The following is a 19,595-nucleotide window of genomic DNA, read 5'->3' on the forward strand; positions in this document are numbered from 1 at the left end:
GCCGTCCGGCGGTTTCGGCGCGCCGCAGGACCCCCCGCCGGGTGGCTTCGGAGCCCCCCAGAACCCCCCGCCCGGCGGTTTCGGCACGCCCCCGCCGGCCGCGCCCGCCAAGCCGGCCGGCCCCCCGCCCCCGCCGGCCCAGCCCCCGACCGTCCCGGCGGCGCCGCCCGTGGCTCCCCAGGGCCAGCCGGGAGCCCCCGCGGGCCAGCCCGGCGCCCCCGCCGGACAGGCCGCGTACGGGTACCCGCAGGAGCCCTACGGCTACCCGCAGCCGCAGCCCGTCACCACGCCCATGTACGCGGCCCAGAGCCCGGCGGTCCCCGGACCGGGCGGCGCCGGCGGCGGCAACGACGTGCGCACCCAGCTCATGATCGTCGGCGCGGCCCTGCTGGCCATCGTCCTCATCGTCGGCGGCGGCTTCTGGTACGTGTCCGGCGACGACAAGGGCTCCGACAAGCAGCCCGTCGCCGACGGCAGCGCGAGCCCCGGCGGCGACAAGCCCCAGGCGGGCGGCGGCGGTTCCGAGAAGGTGCCGGCCAAGACCAAGTCGAAGACGCTGGTCAACGTCCCGATGCCGGTCTCGGACGACATCATCCAGATCCCGGGTTCCTGGCTGACGGACACCACGTACGTGAAGTCCGACGCGGGCAAGGTCGTCGGCTACAACGTGACCGACGGCGCCAAGAAGTGGGAGACCCCGCTGGGCGCCAACATCTGCGGGGCCAGCCGCTTCTCCTCCGAGGACAAGACCGCGATCCTCTTCGACGAGGCCCCGGTGACCGCGGAGAAGAAGTACCAGCCGTGCAACCAGGTCGGCGTCATCGACCTGAACACCGGCAAGCTCCTGTGGAAGGCCAGCGCCAAGTCCCAGACCGGCGGCGACAAGCCCGTCACCTTCGCCGAGGTCACCGTCAGCGGCCAGACCGTCGCCGCGGGCGGCCTGAGCGGCGGCGCCGCCTGGAACCTCACCGACGGCAAGCCCCTGTGGTCGCCCAAGACCGACGCGGACAACTGCGAGGACCTCGGTTACGCGGGCGGCCCGGCCCTCGCCGTGATCCGCCGGTGCGGCCAGTCCCCGAACTACTCGATGTCCGCGCAGACCCTCGACCCCGTCACGGGCGCGCAGAAGGCCTCGTACAAGCTCCCCGCAGGCCTGGACTTCGCCCAGATCGTCTCGAGCAAGCCGCTGATCGCCGCGGCGAACGTCAACAGGACCGCCAAGAACGCCACCGGCGTCAGCGACCTCTTCGTCGTCGACGACGGGGGCCAGCTGAAGGCGCGCATCCCGCTCACCTCGGGCAACTACTCGCCCAAGTGCGGGGCCACCGAGGTCGAGACCTGCGTCCACATGATCGTCGGCAACGGCAGGCTCTACCTGCCGACCGAGGAGCACAAGGGCACGTCCGACTACGGCCGCACCAACGAGATCGTCTCCTTCGACCTGGAGACCGGCAAGCAGACCACCGACCGCGCGGACGCCGGCGACCGCTTCACGATGATCCCGCTGCGCATGGACGGCTCGAACCTCATCGCCTACAAGATCCCGCCCTACGACGGCGGCGGTCAGATCGTCTCCATCGACGGCAAGACGATGAAGGAAACCCTGCTCATGCAGAACCCGGCGACCAAGGAATCGCAGCGCGCCGAGACCCAGTACGTGCCCTACGCCGCCGAGTACCGCTACCACGACGGGCGGCTCTTCATCGCCCGTGACAACGTGAGCAGCAAGTCCTCGGTCAACACCGACCCGTACTACACCTTCGTCTCCTTCACGACGGGCTGATCCGGCACCGCACCCGCGCCCGCGCCCGCACCCGCACAGAACGCCCGAAGCCCCCGGAAGGTCCGTCCTTCCGGGGGCTTCTGCGCGGTATCCGCACCGCGCCGTCGAACAAGCGTGTAGCTTGCCGGGTCAGAAGGGTGGGGGGTGGGGTGCCTCAATGGGCGTACGGGTCATGGTGGTCGACGAGCACCGGCTGCTGGCCGAGGCGCTCGCCTCGGCCCTGAAACTGCGCGGCCACCGGGTCCTCGCGGCGGCCGCGCCCGCCGCGGGCGCCGCCGAGCTGGTCATCAGCCGGTCCCCCGAGGTCTGCCTGCTGGGTACGGCGACCCCCGCCGAGCCCGGGGTCTTCGAGCCGATCGTCCGGATCAAGCGGGAGCGCCCGCAGATCGCCGTGGTCGTCCTGGGTCCGGTGCCGAGCCCGCGCGGCATCGCGGCCGCCTTCGCCGCGGGCGCTTCGGGGTACGTGCGCCACGACGAGCGCATCGAGGGCGTGGAGCGGGCCCTGGCCAAGGCCCGCGCGGGGGAGGTGGCCATCGCGCCGCAGCTGTTGCAGGGGGCCTTCGCGGAACTGCTCAACCCCGCCGCCCAGCCCGACGACGAGGGCAGCCGGCTGCTGCGGCTGCTCACCCCGCGCGAGGTGGAGGTGCTGGTCCGGGTCGCCGAGGGCGAGGACACCCGGCTCATCGCCGCCGGGATGGCCATCGCGCCGAGCACCGCGCGCACGCACGTGCAGCGGGTGCTGATGAAGCTGGGCGTGGGATCGCGGCTGGAGGCGGCCGCGCTGGCCGCCCGTACCGGCCTGCTGGACCGGGCCGGACTGCCGCCGTCCGGCGCTCCCTGGCTCTGATCGGGCCCGAGGATTTCCCCGGCGGGGCGTATTCGGGTATGCCGGATACCAGCACGTGCATGGTGCGTGCGTTTCCCCGCGAGAGGCAGTAGGACACGTGAGCAAGACGGCGACTTCCAAATACCTTGTCACCGGCGGCGCCGGATACGTCGGCGGCGTGGTGGCGGCCCATCTCCTGGAGGCGGGCCACGAGGTCACCGTCCTCGACGACCTCTCCACCGGCTTCCGTTCGGGCGTGCCGGCCGGGGCCGCGTTCATCGAGGGCCGCATCCAGGACGCCGCGCAGTACCTGGACTCCTCCTACGACGGGGTCCTGCACTTCGCGGCCTCCTCGCAGGTCGGCGAGTCCGTGGTGAACCCGGGCAAGTACTGGGAGAACAACGTCGGCGGCACCCTGGCCCTGCTGGCCGCAATGCGCGGGGCCGGCGTGCGCCGCCTGGTGTTCTCCTCCACCGCGGCCACCTACGGGGAGCCGACCGAGGGGCTGCTGACCGAATCCTCGGTGACCGCCCCCACCAACCCGTACGGGGCCTCGAAGCTGGCCGTCGACCATATGATCGCGGGGGAGTGCGTCGCGCACGGCCTCGCGGCGGTGTCGCTGCGCTACTTCAACGTGGCCGGGGCGTACGGGGAGTTCGGCGAGCTGCACGACCCCGAGACGCACCTGATCCCGCTGGTGCTGCAGGTGGCCCTCGGGGAGCGGGAGTCGATCTCGGTGTTCGGGGAGGACTACCCGACCCCGGACGGCACCTGCGTACGGGACTACATCCACGTCGCCGACCTGGCGCAGGCCCACCTGGCCGCGCTGCGCGCCGCCACCGAGGGGGAGCACCTGATCTGCAACCTCGGCAACGGCAACGGGTTCTCGGTCCGCGAGGTCATCGAGACGGTCCGCAAGGTCACCGGAAAGGAGATCCCCGAGGTCGTCGCCCCGCGCCGGGCCGGTGACCCGGCCACCCTGGTCGCCTCCGCCCGCACGGCCCACGAGCGCCTCGGCTGGACCCCGGCCCGCTCGGACCTCACCGGCATCGTGACGGACGCCTGGAACTTCACCCGCGCCCGCCGCGGCTGATCCGGCCGCCGGCTCGGCGCCCGCGCCCCGCCCGTACCCGCGCCCCCGCCCGGACAGGGCGGGGGCGCGCGTGCGTTCGGGAGCGCCGTCACCGGGCGCTTCGCGCGGGCGCCCGGCGTGCGCACGCCGGGTGAAATACACCGTGTGCAACTGCCCACGGCACACGACGGTCCCGAACAGGTCGCATCGGGGCGAAGAGCCGTCGATTTCAAGCCACCGCTGAGCCCCGTCAGGAGCGCCTCGCCGGAAAATCGCTCGAAAAACTTCTGCTATTCGGCCAACCGCCGGCCGCCCCCGGCCCTACGCTGATGCGTGACACCGGTGGGGGCCGGTGTTGATTCAGGGGTCGAGACAAGTCGGGTACGACGTCCGGTCCGGGGTAGTGCAGAGATGTCACGGCGGCGGCCGAGGCGCCTGCGGATCACCCGGTCCGGGCGCCGTGCCCGCAGTCGTCCGTTCCCCGACCCTTGGGGGTTTTGTGGTTCGTATCCGGGTACTCGTGGTCGACGATCACCGCATCTTCGCCGAATCTCTCGCCGCCGCGCTCGCGGCCGAACCGGACGTGGACGTCTCCGCGGCCGGCAGTGGCCCCGCCGCGCTGCGCTGCCTCGAACGCGCGGTGGCCGAGGGCCGCCGCTTCGACGTCCTGCTGGTCGACGCGGACCTCACCGCCGTCGTCGCGGGCGTGCCGGCCCAGCGGGAGCCCGGCTCCGGGCCACCGCCCGGCAGCGACGGGATCGCGCTGGTGGCAGGCGTACGCGTGTCCCACCCCGGGGTCCGTACGGTCGTGCTCGCCGAGCGCGACGACCCGCGCCGGGCCGCCCTGGCACTCCAGGCGGGCGCCTCGGGCTGGGTGGCGAAGGACTGCTCGCTCTCGCGGCTCCTGGCCGTCATCCGCGGAGTCCTGCGCGAGGAGACCCACCTGCCGCCCGCGCTGCTCACCGGAGTGCTCCGGGAACTGACCGCCGCGCGCAAGCACCGTACGGACAGCGAGCGGCTCGTGGAGTCCCTCACGCCGCGCGAGCACGAGGTGCTGCGCTGCATGGTGGCGGGGCTGGGGCGCAAGGACGTGGCCGCGCGGCTGTTCCTCTCCCCGCACACGGTGCGCACCCACATGCAGAACGTGCTGGGCAAGCTCGGCGTGCACTCGACGCTCGCGGCGGTCGCCCTGGCCCGGCGGGCCGGCGTACGCCCCGCGGACCTGCCCGGACTGCCGGGGTCGGGACTAGCCGGGGAGGTTGTCGAACGGAGCGGTCAACTGGCGTAGCAGGGCGGCGAGATCGCCACGCTCGGTACGCGACAGCTGGGCCAGGATCGCGCGTTCCTGGGCCAGCAGTCCGGCGAGCGCCTGGTCCGCGCGGTCGCGGCCCTCGCGGCTCAGCCGAACCAGCACCCCGCGCCGGTCGTTGGGGTCGGGGAGCCGCTCGACGAGGCCCTTCTTGGCGAGCCGGTCGATGCGGTTGGTCATGGTCCCCGAGGTGACCAGGGTCTGGGTCAGCAGCTGGCCGGGGGAGAGCTGATAGGGCGCGCCGGCCCGCCGCAGCGAGGTCAGGACGTCGAACTCCCACGGCTCCAGGCCGTGCTCGGAGAAGGCGAGCCTGCGGGCGCGGTCGAGGTGGCGCGCGAGCCTGCTGACGCGGCTGAGCACCTCGAGTGGTTCCACGTCGAGGTCAGGGCGCTCCCGCCGCCATGCCGCAACCAGTCGGTCGACCTCGTCCTCCATGCCGATCAGTGTAAAGGGTCTGTCGACATGAAGTCTCTTCAAATCAAGTATCTCGATGTGGTGTATCTTGATGTCGAGATATATTTTGCGCCACGTGGGGCATGGAGGGGGCCGGAGCAGCTTCCGTTCCCCATCGCATCACCAGCAGGAGGCTCGAACATGCATTTCGATACCGTGCCGGCCAGGGTTCCGGCGTCGACCACCACTCCCGCCGCACCCACGTGGGATCCGCAGCAGTACCTCCGCCACGCCGGCCACCGCGCCAGGCCCTTCCTCGACCTCCTGACCCGGATACCGGAACTCCCCACCCGGCCCGCCCGCATCGCCGACCTCGGCTGCGGTCCCGGGAACGTCACCGCGCTCATCTCGGAGCGCTGGCCCGAGGCCCACATCACCGGGTACGACCTCTCCCCGGAGATGCTCCAGCGCGCCAGCGCCGAGTACGCCGGGCCCACCAGCGGCGGCGGTCTGCTCGACTTCCGCCAGGCGGACCTCGCCGACTGGCTCCCTGAGGAGCCGTACGACCTGATCGTCTCCAACGCCGCCTTCCAGTGGGTCCCCGGCCACCCCGGATCCTTCGCCCCCTGGATCAACGGACTGCGCCCCGGCGGCACCTTCGCCTTCCAGATCCCCGGCAACTTCACCGCCCCCAGCCACCGGATCCTCGCCGAGCTGTGCGACGCGCCGCGCTGGCGGGCCCGGCTCGCCGGTCACGGGGCGCGCTACATCCACCTCCTCGAACCCGCCGGATACCTGGAGCGGTTCACCGAGCTCGGCTGCGCCGCCGACGTCTGGGAGACCACGTACTACCAGCTCCTCGAAGGCCCGGACCCGGTGCTGGACTGGGTCAAGGGCACCGCCCTGCGACCCGTGCTCACCGCCCTGGCCGACGACCAGGAAGCCGCCGAGGCCTTCCTCGCCGAGTACCGCGCCCTGCTGCTCGAGGCCTACCCGCCGGGGCCGCGCGGCACCGTCTTCCCGTTCCGGCGGATCTTCGCCGTCGCCCGCAAGGAGGTCTGACCGTGCTCGCCGCAGTCGACCACGTCCAGCTCGCCGCGCCGCCCGGCTCGGAGGACCGGCTCCGCGCGTACTACACCGACGTCCTCGGCATGACGGAGATCCCCAAGCCGCCGGTGCTCGCGGCGCGCGGCGGCTGCTGGTTCGCCGCCGGGCCCGTCCAGCTCCACCTCGGCATCGAGGAGGACTTCCGCCCGGCCCGCAAGGCGCATCCGGGGCTCAGGGTCGAGGGCATCGAGGCCTACGCCGACAGACTGGAGGAGCGCGGGGCCGAGGTGGTCTGGGACGACAACCTTCCGGGACACCGCCGCTTCTACTCCGAGGATCCGGTGGGCAACCGGCTGGAATTCTTGGAGAAGCACAGCCTGGAAAGGCACAGCTTGGAGAAGCGCAGCCCGGAAAGGCACAGCCCGGAGAGCGCCTGAGCCGCGGCCCCACACACGACGGCGCCCCGTCACCGCAACCGCGGTGACGGGGCGCCGTCGTACGTCCGCACGGGGCGGCCGGGCCTCAGCTCTTGCGATGGCCCACCAGCCGCGGCTTGGCCTCCAGGTTCTCCAGCCCGTGCCAGGCCAGGTTCACCAGGTGCGCCGCGACCTCCGCCTTCTTCGGCCGGCGCGTCTCCAGCCACCACTGCCCGGTCAGCGCGACCATCCCTACCAGCGCCTGCGCGTACAGCGGGGCCAGCTTCGGGTCGAAGCCCCGGGCCTTGAACTCCAGGCCCAGGATGTCCTCGACCTGCGTGGCGATGTCACTGATCAGCGAGGCGAAGGTGCCCGTCGACTGCGCGACCGGGGAATCCCGGACCAGGATCCGGAAACCGTCCGTGTAGTTCTCGATGTAGTCCAGCAGCGCGAACGCCGCCTGCTCCAGCAGCTCCCGGGGATGCCCGGCCGTCAGCGCGCCCGTCACCCCGTCCAGCAGCTGGCGCATCTCCCGGTCCACGACGACCGCGTAGAGGCCCTCCTTGCCGCCGAAGTGCTCGTACACCACCGGCTTGGAGACTCCGGCCTTCGCCGCGATCTCCTCCACCGACGTGCCCTCGAACCCCTTCTCGGCGAACAGGATGCGGCCGATGTCCAGCAGTTGCTGACGCCGTTCGGCGCCCGTCATCCGGACCCGGCGGCTGCGCCTGGGCTTGTCGCTGCTGGAACTGCTGCCGTCGATTCCCACGCCCCCCATCATGCCGCGTTCGACGCTTCTTCCTTGCGCCGGGCGTCGATGCGCGCCGCGGAAGGCCAGCGCACCTCGGAGGCCCATCCCAGCTGTTCGAACCAGCGGATCAGCCGCGCGCTGGAGTCGACCTGACCGCGCAGGACGCCGTGCCGGGCCGAGGTCGGGTCGGCGTGGTGCAGGTTGTGCCAGGACTCGCCGCAGGACAGCACGGCCAGCCACCACACGTTGCCGGAACGGTCGCGCGACTTGAAGGGGCGCTTGCCGACCGCGTGGCAGATCGAGTTGATCGACCACGTCACGTGGTGCAGCAGCGCGACCCGGACCAGCGAACCCCAGAAGAACGCCGTGAACGCGCCCCACCACGACATCGTCACCAGGCCGCCCACCACCGGCGGGATCGCCAGGGAGAGGATCGTCCAGAAGACGAAGTCGCGCGAGATGCGGCGGATCGCCGGGTCTTTGATCAGGTCGGGGGCGTACTTCTGCTGGTTGGTCTGCTCCTCGTCGAAGAGCCACCCGATGTGCGCCCACCACAGGCCCTTCATCAGGGCCGGCACCGTCTCGCCGAACCGCCACGGCGAATGCGGGTCGCCCTCGTGGTCGGAGTACTTGTGGTGCTTGCGGTGGTCGGCCACCCAGCGCACCAGCGGCCCCTCCACCGCCATCGACCCCATGATCGCCAGGGCGATGCGCAGCGGCCGCTTCGCCTTGAAGGAACCGTGCGTGAAGTAGCGGTGGAATCCGATGGTGATCCCGTGGCAGGCCAGGAAGTACATGAACACCATCAGGCCCAGGTCCAGCCAGCTCACCCCCCAGCCCCAGGCCAGCGGAACGGCCGCGAGCAGCGCGATGAAGGGGAACGTGATGAACAGCAGCAGGGCGATCTGCTCGACGGACCGCTTGCTCTCACCGCCCCGGGTGGCGGGCGAAGCGGACGCGCCGGAGGTCGCCGAGGCGTCCTCGATCACGTCGGGACTGATGGTCATAGGTGTGTCCCCTGAGGGTGAGGAGTCGGCAGGCGCGCCGCCGGGCCACGTCCCTACGGATGCGTAACCTACGGCAACGTAAGTATGGCAAAGGTCCTGCGGGCGGCAAGAGGAGCGCGCCCGCCCGCCGTGTCCCCGGACCCCGGCCGGCGGGGCCCATCGGCCCGCACGGACGCCCCGGCCGTCCCGCCTGATGACACACCGGCCGGGGCACGAGGACGGGCCACCTATCCTGGTGTCGTCGGACAGCGCGGTCCGCACGGGCAGCCCGAGCTGCGCATCAGGAGCGGCGGCGCCGCCGGACGAAGTCCGGAGGGGCACACCGCGCGCATCCGGGGCCCACCTCCCAGTAGCGCTCGAAACACTGCAAGGAGCCGCACCTGTGAGCAGTGCCGACCAGGCCCACTCGACCACCGCCGTGGCCATCGCCGCGGCCAACGCCGAGCTGCGCGCGGACATCCGCCGCCTCGGCGACCTCCTCGGCGAGACCCTCGTACGCCAGGAGGGCCAGGACCTCCTCGACCTGGTCGAACGCGTCCGAGCCCTCACGCGCAGCGACGGTGAAGCCGCCGCAGAGCTGCTCGGCGACACCGACCTGGAGACCGCCGCCAAGCTGGTGCGCGCCTTCTCCACCTACTTCCACCTCGCCAACGTCACCGAGCAGGTGCACCGCGGCAAGGAGCTGCGCGCCCACCGCGCCGCCGAGGGCGGCCTGCTGGCCCGCACGGCCGACATGCTCAAGGACGCCGACCCCGAGCACCTGCGCGAAACGGTCAAGAACCTCAACGTCCGGCCCGTCTTCACCGCGCACCCCACCGAGGCCGCCCGCCGCAGCGTCCTGAACAAGCTGCGCCGCATCGCGGCCCTCCTCGAGGAGCCCGTCTCGGGCGCCGGCGAACGACGCCGCCACGACCTGCGCCTCGCCGAGAACATCGACCTCGTCTGGCAGACCGACGAGCTGCGCGTGGTCCGCCCCGAGCCCGCCGACGAGGCCCGCAACGCCATCTACTACCTCGACGAGCTGCACGCCGGAGCGGTCGGCGACGTCCTGGAGGACCTCGCCGCCGAGCTCCAGCGCGTCGGCATCGAGATCCCGGCCGGCACCCGCCCGCTCACCTTCGGCACCTGGATCGGCGGCGACCGCGACGGCAACCCGAACGTCACCCCCGACGTGACCCGGGACGTGCTGATCCTCCAGCACGAGCACGGCATCACCGACGCCCTGGAACTCGTCGACTTCCTGCGCGGACTGCTGTCGAACTCCATCCGCTACACCGGCGTCACCGAGGAGCTCCTCTCCTCCCTCCAGGCCGACCTGGAACGCCTCCCCGAGATCAGCCCGCGCTACAAGCGGCTGAACGCCGAGGAGCCGTACCGCCTCAAGGCCACCTGCATCCGGCAGAAGCTCGTCAACACCCGCGAGCGCCTCGCCAAGGGCACCCCCCACGAGGAAGGCCGCGACTACCTCGGCACCGCCGAGCTGCTCACCGACCTGACCCTCATCCAGACCTCCCTGCGCGAGCACCGCGGCGCGCTCTTCGCCGACGGCCGCATGGACCGCACCATCCGCACCCTGGCCGCCTTCGGCCTCCAGCTCGCCACCATGGACGTGCGCGAACACGCGGACGCCCACCACCACGCGCTGGGCCAGCTCTTCGACCGGCTCGGCGAGGAGTCCTGGCGCTACGCCGACATGCCGCGCGACTACCGCGGCAGGCTGCTGGCCAAGGAGCTGCGCTCCCGCCGCCCGCTCGCGCCCACCCCGGCCCCGCTCGACGCGGCCGGGCAGAAGACCCTCGGCGTGTTCGGCGCCATCAAGGACGCCTTCGAGAAGTTCGGCCCCGAGGTCATCGAGTCGTACATCATCTCGATGTGCCAGGGCGCCGACGACGTCTTCGCCGCCGCCGTCCTCGCCCGCGAGGCCGGCCTGATCGACCTGCACGGCGGCTGGGCCAAGATCGGCATCGTGCCGCTCCTGGAGACCACCGACGAGCTCAAGGCCGCCGACTTCATCCTCGACGAGATGCTCGCCGACCCCTCCTACCGGCGCCTCGTCTCGCTGCGCGGCGACGTCCAGGAGGTCATGCTCGGCTACTCCGACTCCTCCAAGTTCGGCGGCATCACCACCTCCCAGTGGGAGATCCACCGCGCCCAGCGCCGGCTGCGCGACGTGGCCCACCGCTACGGCGTGCGCCTGCGCCTCTTCCACGGCCGCGGCGGCACCGTCGGCCGCGGCGGCGGCCCCTCGCACGACGCGATCCTCGCGCAGCCCTGGGGCACCCTGGAGGGCGAGATCAAGGTCACCGAGCAGGGCGAGGTCATCTCCGACAAGTACCTCGTCCCCTCCCTGGCCCGCGAGAACCTGGAGCTGACCGTCGCGGCCACCCTCCAGGCCTCCGCCCTGCACACCGCCCCGCGCCAGTCCGACGAGGACCTGGCCCGCTGGGACGCGGCCATGGACACCGTCTCCGACGCCGCGCACAACGCGTACCGCGAGCTCGTCGAGGACCCGGACCTGCCGGCGTACTTCTTCGCCGCCACCCCCGTGGACCAGCTCGCCGACCTGCACCTGGGCTCGCGTCCCTCGCGCCGCCCCGACTCCGGCGCGGGCCTCGACGGCCTGCGCGCCATCCCGTGGGTCTTCGGCTGGACCCAGTCCCGCCAGATCGTTCCCGGCTGGTACGGGGTCGGCTCGGGCCTGAAGGCCCTGCGCGAGGCCGGCCGGGGCGACGCGCTGGCCGAGATGGGCGAGCGCTGGCACTTCTTCCGCAACTTCCTCTCCAACGTCGAGATGACGCTGGCCAAGACGGACCTGCGGATCGCCCGGCACTACGTCGACACCCTCGTGCCCGACGAGCTCAAGCACGTCTTCGCCCGCATCGAGGCCGAGCACGAGCTCACCGTCCGCGAGGTCCTGCGGATCACGGGCGGCGAGAAGCTCCTCGACTCCAACCCGGTCCTCCAGCAGACCTTCTCGGTCCGCGACGCGTACCTGGACCCGATCTCCTACCTCCAGGTCTCCCTGCTGGCCCGCCAGCGCGCGGCCGCCGAGCGCGGCGAGGAGGCGGACCCGCTGCTGTCCCGGGCCCTGCTCCTGACCGTCAACGGCGTCGCGGCGGGCCTGCGCAACACCGGCTGAGGCCTCCCGTACGGCGTACGACGGAGCCCCCGTCACCGGACCTGTCCGGTGACGGGGGCTCCGTCGTACGCGCCGGCTGTCGGCACGCCCAGCTGTCGGCACGCCCAGCTGTCGGCACCTCTAGCTGATGGCACCTCTAGCTGTTATAGCCGGACTGCGCCCGCTCCAGGCCCTCCTGGATCAGGCACTCCACGGCGTCCGCCGACCGGTCGACGAACCAGTCCAGCTCCTTGCGCTCGGTGGAGGAGAAGTCCTTCAGCACGAAGTCCGCGACCTGCATCCGGCCGGGCGGGCGGCCGATGCCGCAGCGGACCCGGTGGTAGTCCGGGCCCATCGCCTTCGTCATCGACTTCAGCCCGTTGTGGCCGTTGTCCCCGCCGCCCAGCTTCAGCCGCAGCGTGGGGTAGTCGATGTCCAGCTCGTCGTGGACCGCGACGATCCGGTCGAGCGGCACCTTGTAGAAGTCCCGCAGCGCCGTCACCGGGCCGCCGGACAGGTTCATGAACGACATGGGCTTGGCCAGCACCACGCGCCGGTTCAAGGGTCCCGGCGGGCCCATGCGGCCCTCGACCACCTGCGCGCGGGCCTTGTGCGCCTTGAACTTGCCGCGCATCCGCTCCGCGAGCAGGTCGGCCACCATGAAACCGATGTTGTGGCGGTTGCCCGCGTACTCCGCACCCGGATTCCCGAGGCCCACGATCAGCCAGGGCGCCGCGTCGTCCGACATCAAAAGCTCCTTATACGAAGACGACCGCCGTCCCGCTCCAGTGGAGCCGGACGGCGGTCGTTCAGCAAGTGCTGAGGGGGAGGGGCGAGGCTCAGGCCTCGGTGCCCGCACCCTCGGCGGCCGGCTCCTCGGCGGAAGCGCCGATGACCTGCAGGACGGCGATGTCGCCGTCGACGGCCAGGGTGGTGCCGGCCGGGAGGACCAGGTCCGAGGCGGTGATGGTGGCACCGGCCTCGAGGCCCGCGATGGACACGGTGACCTCGGTCGGGATGTGCGTGGCCTCGGCCTCGACGGAGATGGTGTTCTGGAGGGTCTCCAGCATGTTGCCGCCCGGGGCCAGCTCGCCCTCGGTGACGATCGCGACGTCGACGGTGACCTTCTCGCCCTTCTTGACGATCAGGAAGTCGACGTGGGAGATCGAACGCTTCAGCGGGTGCTTCTGAACGGCCTTCGGGATGACCAGCTCGGTGCCGGCGCCCTCGATGTCCAGGGAGAGCAGGACGTTCGGGGTGCGCAGCGCCAGCTGGAGGGCGTGGGCGTCCACGTTGACGTGCTTCGGGTCGGTGCCGTGGCCGTAGATGACCGCGGGGGTCAGGGCGTCACGGCGGGCCTGGCGGGCAGAGCCCTTGCCGAAGTTTTCGCGGACCTTCGCGGCAAGCTTGATCTCGGACATGCTCACTCCTCGTGGGGTGACGGAAATGGACGACAGTCACCCGGCCGGAACACGGCCTGCTACGAAGAGCGCGTCGATAACGGAGCATCCACACCCGTGGAAACGGGTACGGCCTCCCTCGCCGAGCAACTCGAGGAGTGTACCCGGGGAGGGAGGCCGTACCCAAAACGATCTCTGCTGGAGCTGCTGCCGCTACTGCTGCTCTTCGAACAGGCTGGTGACCGAGCCGTCCTCGAAGACCTCGCGCACCGCGCGGGCGATCATCGGGGCGATGGACAGCACCGTGATCTTGTCGAGCTCCAGGTCGGACGGGTCCGGCAGGGTGTTCGTGAAGACGAACTCGCTGACCTTGGAGTTCTTCAGGCGGTCGGCGGCCGGGCCCGACAGGATGCCGTGCGTGGCCGTCACGATGACGTCCTCCGCGCCGTGCGCGAAGAGCGCGTCGGCGGCGGCGCAGATGGTGCCACCCGTGTCGATCATGTCGTCGACCAGGACGCAGACGCGGCCCTTGACCTCACCGACGACCTCGTGGACGGTCACCTGGTTGGCGACGTCCTTGTCGCGGCGCTTGTGGACGATCGCCAGCGGGGCGTCCAGGCGGTCGCACCAGCGGTCGGCGACGCGCACGCGGCCGGCGTCCGGGGAGACGATCGTCAGCTTGGAGCGGTCGACCTTGGCACCGACGTAGTCCGCGAGGACCGACAGGGCCGAAAGGTGGTCGACCGGGCCGTCGAAGAAGCCCTGGATCTGGTCCGTGTGCAGATCGACCGTGAGGATGCGGTCCGCACCCGCGGTCTTCAGCAGATCCGCGACCAGGCGCGCCGAGATCGGCTCGCGGCCCTTGTGCTTCTTGTCCTGGCGGGCGTACCCGTAGGACGGGACGATCACGGTGATGGAGCGTGCCGACGCGCGCTTGAGCGCGTCGATCATGATCAGCTGCTCCATGATCCACTTGTTGATCGGAGCCGTGTGGCTCTGGATCAGGAAGCAGTCCGCGCCACGAGCAGACTCCTGGAAGCGGACGTAGATCTCGCCGTTCGCGAAGTCGAAAGCCTTGGTCGGCACGAGGCCGACACCGAGCTGGTGCGCGACCTCCTCGGCCAGCTCGGGGTGGGCGCGGCCGGAGAAGAGCATCAGCTTCTTCTCGCCGGTCGTCTTGATCCCGGTCACAGCACTGTCTCCTCAGACGTGGGAAAGCTGCTCGCCCCCATGTGCGTCCGTCCCGCACACGGTGAGCCAGCCGAATTGCGTGCACCTATCACGGTACGCCGTCTCGGGCGCAGCCGTTTCCGGTCAGTTCACCTCAGCGTTCGCCGGAGTCCTCGCGGACCACCGACTGAGCCGCTGCGGCGGCGGCACTTCCCGGACGCTTGCGGGCCACCCAGCCCTCGATATTCCGCTGCTGGCCACGGGCCACGGCCAGTGCGCCGGGCGGCACATCCTTCGTGATCACGGAGCCGGCGGCCGTGTAGGCACCGTCCCCGATGGTGACGGGAGCCACAAACATGTTGTCCGAACCCGTCTTGCAGTGTGAGCCGACGGTCGTGTGGTGCTTGTGCTCACCGTCGTAGTTCACGAACACGCTGGCCGCGCCGATGTTCGTGTACTCGCCGATCGTGGCGTCGCCGACGTAGGAGAGGTGCGGGACCTTGGTGCCCTCGCCGATCGTCGCGTTCTTCATCTCCACGTACGTACCGGCCTTGGCCTTCGGGCCCAGGTTGGTGCCCGGACGCAGGTACGCGAAGGGGCCGACGCTCGCGGCCTCGCCCACGACGGCGGTGTCCGCCACCGTGTTGTCCACCCGGGCGCGCGCACCGACGTGCGTGTCCTTCAGGCGGGTGTTGGGGCCGACTTCGGCCTCCTCGGCGACGTGCGTGGTGCCGAGCAGCTGGGTGCCCGGGTGGACGATCGCGTCCTGGCCGAAAGTCACCGTCACATCGAGGAGGGTGCTGGCCGGGTCGACGATGGTCACCCCGGCGAGCATGGCGCGCTCCAGCAGACGTGCGTTCAGCAGCGCGCGGGCCTCGGCGAGCTGGACCCGGTTGTTGATCCCGAGGATCTGCCGGTGGTCGGCGCCCACGGCCGCGCCGACGCGGTGGCCGGCCTCGCGCAGGATGCCGAGCACGTCGGTGAGGTACTCCTCGCCCTGGCTGTTGTCGGTACGGACCTTCCCGAGGGCGTCCGCGAGCAGGGCGCCGTCGAAGGCGAAGACTCCGGAGTTGATCTCGCGGATCGCGCGCTGGGCGTCGGTGGCGTCCTTGTGCTCCACGATCGCGGTGACGGCGCCGGTGCCCGGGTCGCGCACGATGCGGCCGTAGCCGGTGGAGTCGGGGACCTCGGCGGTCAGCACGGTGACGGCGTTGCCGTCGGCCTCGTGCGTCGCCGTCAGCGCGGCCAGGGTCTCGCCGGTCAGCAGCGGGGTGTCGCCGCAGACGACGACCACGGTGCCGGCGGTCTCGCCGCCGAGCTCTTCGAGGGCCATCCGGACGGCGTGCCCGGTGCCGTTCTGCTCGTACTGGACCGCGGTGCGGACGTCGGCGTCGATGGCGGCGAGGTGCGCGGTGACCTGCTCGCGGGCGTGCCCGACGACGACGACGAGGTGGGCCGGGTCCAGCTCGCGGGAGGCGGCGACGACGTGACCGACGAGCGAACGCCCGCTGATCTCGTGCAGGACCTTGGGTGTGGCCGACTTCATGCGGGTGCCTTCACCCGCTGCGAGTACGACGACGGCTGCCGGGCGGTTGGCGCTCACGGGTGTGCCCTTCGGCTTCGGGTGGTGGACCCGTGAAGGATACCGGTGGGTCACGACCCCGAAACGAGGCCGGGTCCGGACCGGTGAGGTCAGGACCCGAAGTTGAGCAGTCGTGCGGTGTGAGCTCCCGGAGAAGGATTCGAACCCTCATTCAATGGACCAAAACCATTTGTCCTGCCCTTAGACGATCCGGGATGGTTCGCCGTTTATGTCCGATTTAACTGATCGAACTGCGCTGCAGCCCCTACTATGCCGCACCACCAGCCTTCAATGCGACGGTACAGTCCGGCGCTTTGGAGTACACGCACCGCGAGGCAGCCGTGGTAGCTCTCGCCGGTGTTCTTCCGGGTGGTTTTCGGGTTGTGGCGTTTGAGTGTCGTCTTGAGGAATTGCTCAGGCGGCACCCCTGTGAGGTCCGCCCAGAATCTTTCCGCGCCGGCCACGTCGGCCGTTTCGTGGATCGTCACGGCGAACCGAACGTGCTCGCCCTTGACGCCGAGGAGGCGTAGCCAGGAGAGGTGGACGTTCACCATTCCGGGGTCGCTGTTCACGAAGATCGCGCGTTCGCGACGGTCGTACGCCTTGTCCTTGCTCCCCTCTGACCAGTAAAGGCTGACGCCCACGAGGAAGAGGTCTCGCTCCGAGAAGGGTCCGATCTCGGAGGCTGCTTCCAGCTTGGTCTGACGGCGTTCCCCTTCCCGGATCTCCAGCGTCCGCTGCCATCCTCGGCGCGCGATGGCTGAAGCTTCCTCCGAAGTGCGCCGCCGCTCCGGCTTCGGGAGGTCGCGGACCCAGAGGGAGATGGAGCTCTTCGAGCAGCCGAGCTCGACCTGGATCTCGTCGTAGGTCATGCCCTGGAGGCGGAGCTCGCGGGCGCGGTCGCGGAGGTCGTCCTTCGCGTTCGGGCGCTTCGTCCACTCCGGTGGCGGCTCTCCCTTCACCAGGCCGTTGAGGATGTTGTTGTTGTGGATGCCCAGGCGGTCGCGGATCTGTCGCAGGCTCAGGCCCTCCCGGCGGAGTGCGATCGCCTGTTCGCGGAGGGATTCGTAGGTCGCGGTCCCGCTGCGGAGGCCGCCGGTGCCGTCGCCGGGGCGGCGGTTGATATCGGTCATGTCGCCAATGTCGTCCGGAATGCGGGATTCAGGTCTTGCTCCGTGGGCTATTCGGTCATATGTGCGATTACCGTCGGTTCGTGGGAATTCTCGGCGGCCGTGTGCTGGAGGCCCTGCGTACGCTGGACCGCATGACCAGTACGGGGGAAGAGCAGGGCGATGCGGGGGCCGGGCGGGACGGGCCCCTGTGGTGGGAACGGCGCCGGTCGGCCGTGCTGGACGTGGGGCTCGGCGGGGTGTCCGCCGTCGAGTGCGCCGTGGAGGGCGTGGGGTTCGCGCACGAGGCCGGGATCCCGGTCCCCGCGGGGGTGCTGTTCGGGTTCGCGGTCGGGGCCGTCCTGGTGCTGCGGCGGCGCTGGCCGGTCGCCGTGGTGCTGGTCGGGATCGCGGTGTCGCCCGCCGCCATGGGGTTCCTGCTCGGCGTGGTCGGGCTGTACACGCTCGCCACCTCCGAGGTGCCGAGGCGGATCACCGCGACCCTGACCGCGATGTCACTGGCCGCGACCTACGTGGTGATGTACCTGCGGACGGTCGGGGACGAGGGGGTGAGCCGCACGCTCGTCGTCCTGCTGTCCGTGTTCGTGGCGGTGGCGCTGACCGTGCCGCCGGTGCTCCTCGGGCTGTACACGGCGGCGCGCAGACGGCTGATGGAGAGCCTGCAGGAGCGCGCGGACTCGCTGGAGCGGGAGCTGTCGCTGCTCGCGGACCGGGCCGAGGAGCGGGCCGAGTGGGCCCGTACGGAGGAACGGACCCGGATCGCGCGGGAGATGCACGACGTCGTCGCGCACCGGGTGTCGCTGATGGTGGTGCACGCGGCGGCGCTCCAGGCGATCGCCGTCAAGGACCCCGCGAAGGCCGTGAAGAACGCCGCGCTGGTGGGTGACATGGGCCGCCAGGCGCTGACGGAACTGCGGGAGATGCTCGGCGTGCTGCGGGCGGAGGCGCCCAAGCGGGTCGCCCCGGCGCCGTCGGCGCCGTCGGCGGCGTCGAGGGCGCCGGGGGCCGCGGTGGCCCCGGTGGCCCTCGTGGGGTCTTTCGAGGACGGGCCGACGCTGGGCGCACTGGAGACGCTCGTCGGGCAGTCGAGGGCGGCCGGGATGGTCGTGGAGCTGGACGTGCGCGGGGAGTACCCGGCGTACCTGGCGGAGGTGGAGCAGACGGCCTACCGGGTGGTGCAGGAGGCGCTGACCAACTGCCACAAGCACGCTCCGGGCGCGCGGGTCTTCGTACGGCTGGCGCACCGGGAGGGGGAGGTGGCCATGCAGGTGGAGAACGGGCCGTGCGACGGGAAGGCGGCCGAGCCGGGCCTGCCGAGCGGTGGGAACGGCCTGGTCGGAATGCGCGAGCGGGTGCTCGGCCTGGGCGGGGTGTTCGTGTCCGGGCCGACGGACGACGGCGGCTTCAAGGTCTCGGCGGTCCTGCCGGGCGGCAGGGGGTAGCACGATGGCCTGGGATCCGGTGGCGGAGCTGACGGACGAGGAGCGCACGCACTTCGCGAGGGGCGGGCAGGAGGGGGAGCGGCTGTGGTTGAACGTGCCCGGGCCGTTCTATACGGGTGAGACGGACAACTGCTGGACCGGCCGGATGGAAGCGCCCGGCAACGTGCTGTACGCGGCGGAGAGCGCCTACTGCACCGAGTACGTGTTCCGGCAGCCGAGGAATCCCGCCGAGGTGCGGGCGGTGGCCGAGGCGGCCTGGGCCGATCCCCGCGGGGAGTACCACTGCGACGGGGATCTGTGCTGGACCCCGGCCGGGGTCCGCTCGTGGTGGGCGGGCCGGGGACGGGCCGCCGAGCACCTGGCCGAGTCGCTCGCCGACTTCGAGGGGGGAGGCGGCGAGGTCTCGGCCGAGGCGGCCGGCGGGGTGCGGGAATTCCGGGCCTATCTGGCCGGTGGTCTCGCCGGGGACCTGCGGGCGTATGTTTTCCGGCTGGAGGAAGGCCGGTACCCGGAGGCCGGGGAGCGGTTGCCGGAGCTGTGAGGCGCGGCGTACAGGGGGAGAGCGGGATGACGGTGGGCTGGGATCCGGTGGCGGAGCTGACGGGCGAGGACCGCAAGCTGTTCCAGGGGCGGTGGGAGAAGCGGCTCTGGCTGAACGTGCCGGGCCCCTTCTATACGGGCGAGACGGACACGTGCTGGACCGGGCGGCTCAACGCGCCGGACAACGTGATGTACGCGGCGAGCACCGAGGGCAGTCTCGAGTACGTCTTCCGCCAGCCCCGCGACCGGGCGGAGGTCCGCCGGATGGTGGACGCGGCCGACGAGGAGCCCTTCCAGGAGTACGCCTGCGACGGGGACCGCTGGTGGACCCCGGACGCGGTGCGCCGGTGGTGGTCCGGGCGCGGGCGGGTCGAGGAGCACTTGACGGCCACGCTGGCGGAGTACGGGGACAGCGTCCACCCCGCGGACCGGGACGCGGCCGCCGGGGCCCGGGAGTTCCGGGCGCACCTCTCGGGCGCCCTCGCCGGTGATCTGCGGACGTACCTCTTCCGGCTGGAGGAGGGCCGCTACCCGGTGACCGGGGAGCGGCTTCCGGAGCTGGGCGCCTAGGCGGTCTCTTTCGGATCTTGCCGGGCCCGCGACGGCGCG

Annotated in this window: 18 protein-coding genes and 1 tRNA gene; 10 read left to right on the forward strand and 9 right to left on the reverse strand. The window is 71.3% G+C overall.

Annotated elements, in window-relative coordinates:
* Positions 1 to 169: 169 nt before the first annotated feature.
* The 4 genes from OG904_RS17810 (at position 170) to OG904_RS17825 (ending at position 4,969) form a co-directional block, all read left to right on the forward strand.
* Entirely contained in the window at positions 170 to 1,783 is a 1,614-nt protein-coding gene (locus tag OG904_RS17810) for a PQQ-binding-like beta-propeller repeat protein (RefSeq protein WP_405492080.1), read from the forward strand.
* A 157-nt stretch (positions 1,784 to 1,940) separates the two neighbouring features.
* A complete protein-coding gene (locus OG904_RS17815; RefSeq protein ID WP_405492082.1) occupies positions 1,941 to 2,630 on the forward strand; it encodes a response regulator transcription factor in 690 nt (229 codons plus the stop codon).
* Positions 2,631 to 2,727: 97 nt separating this feature from the next.
* Positions 2,728 to 3,702: a UDP-glucose 4-epimerase GalE gene (gene galE, locus OG904_RS17820; protein WP_405492084.1), complete on the forward strand. Its 975-nt coding sequence runs from the start codon at positions 2,728 to 2,730 to the stop codon at positions 3,700 to 3,702.
* A gap of 478 nt (positions 3,703 to 4,180) precedes the next feature.
* Entirely contained in the window at positions 4,181 to 4,969 is a 789-nt protein-coding gene (locus OG904_RS17825) for a LuxR C-terminal-related transcriptional regulator (protein ID WP_405492086.1), read from the forward strand.
* Here OG904_RS17825 and OG904_RS17830 read toward each other — a convergent pair.
* Positions 4,928 to 5,425: a MarR family winged helix-turn-helix transcriptional regulator gene (locus OG904_RS17830; RefSeq protein ID WP_405492088.1), complete on the reverse strand. Its 498-nt coding sequence runs from the start codon at positions 5,423 to 5,425 to the stop codon at positions 4,928 to 4,930. The two genes, OG904_RS17825 and OG904_RS17830, sit on opposite strands and share 42 nt — an antisense overlap.
* Before the next feature lie 159 nt (positions 5,426 to 5,584).
* Between OG904_RS17830 and OG904_RS17835 the strand changes: the two genes are divergently transcribed.
* Positions 5,585 to 6,445: a trans-aconitate 2-methyltransferase gene (locus OG904_RS17835; RefSeq protein WP_405492090.1), complete on the forward strand. Its 861-nt coding sequence runs from the start codon at positions 5,585 to 5,587 to the stop codon at positions 6,443 to 6,445.
* A gap of 2 nt (positions 6,446 to 6,447) precedes the next feature.
* On the forward strand, positions 6,448 to 6,867 hold the full coding sequence (locus tag OG904_RS17840) for a VOC family protein (RefSeq protein WP_405492092.1): 420 nt from the start codon (positions 6,448 to 6,450) through the stop codon (positions 6,865 to 6,867).
* Between the two features lie 85 nt (positions 6,868 to 6,952).
* Here OG904_RS17840 and OG904_RS17845 read toward each other — a convergent pair whose 3' ends face one another.
* Positions 6,953 to 7,624 (reverse strand): TetR family transcriptional regulator, encoded by a 672-nt coding sequence (locus OG904_RS17845; protein ID WP_405498090.1) that lies wholly within the window; start codon positions 7,622 to 7,624, stop codon positions 6,953 to 6,955.
* Entirely contained in the window at positions 7,624 to 8,604 is a 981-nt protein-coding gene (locus tag OG904_RS17850; protein ID WP_405492094.1) for an acyl-CoA desaturase, read from the reverse strand. Before OG904_RS17850 ends, OG904_RS17845 begins: the two co-directional genes overlap by 1 nt.
* Before the next feature lie 382 nt (positions 8,605 to 8,986).
* On the opposite strand from OG904_RS17850, the gene ppc reads away from it, so the two are divergent.
* Positions 8,987 to 11,743 carry a phosphoenolpyruvate carboxylase gene (gene ppc / locus OG904_RS17855; protein WP_405492096.1) on the forward strand — a complete coding sequence of 919 codons (2,757 nt, stop codon included), beginning with the start codon at positions 8,987 to 8,989 and terminating at the stop codon, positions 11,741 to 11,743.
* A gap of 136 nt (positions 11,744 to 11,879) precedes the next feature.
* Here the strand turns inward: ppc and pth are convergent, their stop codons facing one another.
* The 6 genes from pth to OG904_RS17885 form a co-directional block, all read right to left on the reverse strand.
* Positions 11,880 to 12,470, reverse strand: a complete 591-nt coding sequence (gene pth, locus OG904_RS17860; RefSeq protein WP_405492098.1) for an aminoacyl-tRNA hydrolase — start codon at positions 12,468 to 12,470, stop codon at positions 11,880 to 11,882.
* 91 nt (positions 12,471 to 12,561) lie between these two features.
* On the reverse strand, positions 12,562 to 13,143 hold the full coding sequence (locus OG904_RS17865) for a 50S ribosomal protein L25/general stress protein Ctc (RefSeq protein WP_405492100.1): 582 nt from the start codon (positions 13,141 to 13,143) through the stop codon (positions 12,562 to 12,564).
* Positions 13,144 to 13,335: 192 nt separating this feature from the next.
* On the reverse strand, positions 13,336 to 14,313 hold the full coding sequence (locus tag OG904_RS17870) for a ribose-phosphate diphosphokinase (RefSeq protein WP_112451977.1): 978 nt from the start codon (positions 14,311 to 14,313) through the stop codon (positions 13,336 to 13,338).
* 133 nt (positions 14,314 to 14,446) lie between these two features.
* Positions 14,447 to 15,895: a bifunctional UDP-N-acetylglucosamine diphosphorylase/glucosamine-1-phosphate N-acetyltransferase GlmU gene (gene glmU / locus OG904_RS17875; protein ID WP_405492103.1), complete on the reverse strand. Its 1,449-nt coding sequence runs from the start codon at positions 15,893 to 15,895 to the stop codon at positions 14,447 to 14,449.
* Between the two features lie 124 nt (positions 15,896 to 16,019).
* A tRNA-Gln gene (locus OG904_RS17880) sits at positions 16,020 to 16,090 on the reverse strand.
* Positions 16,091 to 16,101: 11 nt separating this feature from the next.
* Positions 16,102 to 17,007: a hypothetical protein gene (locus tag OG904_RS17885; protein ID WP_405492105.1), complete on the reverse strand. Its 906-nt coding sequence runs from the start codon at positions 17,005 to 17,007 to the stop codon at positions 16,102 to 16,104.
* 131 nt (positions 17,008 to 17,138) lie between these two features.
* Here OG904_RS17885 and OG904_RS17890 point away from each other — a divergent pair, with 131 nt between their 5' ends.
* From OG904_RS17890 to OG904_RS17900, 3 genes are read left to right on the forward strand one after another with little or no spacing between them, the layout of a single operon-like run.
* Positions 17,139 to 18,446, forward strand: coding sequence for a sensor histidine kinase (locus OG904_RS17890; protein WP_405492107.1), 1,308 nt, complete (start codon positions 17,139 to 17,141; stop codon positions 18,444 to 18,446).
* 4 nt (positions 18,447 to 18,450) lie between these two features.
* Entirely contained in the window at positions 18,451 to 18,987 is a 537-nt protein-coding gene (locus tag OG904_RS17895; protein WP_405492109.1) for a ferredoxin, read from the forward strand.
* A gap of 26 nt (positions 18,988 to 19,013) precedes the next feature.
* Positions 19,014 to 19,556, forward strand: a complete 543-nt coding sequence (locus OG904_RS17900; RefSeq protein ID WP_405492111.1) for a hypothetical protein — start codon at positions 19,014 to 19,016, stop codon at positions 19,554 to 19,556.
* The last annotated feature ends 39 nt before the right edge of the window (positions 19,557 to 19,595 follow it).

The organism is Streptomyces sp. NBC_00096 (assembly GCF_045041305.1).
In the GTDB taxonomy this organism is placed as follows: domain Bacteria; phylum Actinomycetota; class Actinomycetes; order Streptomycetales; family Streptomycetaceae; genus Streptomyces.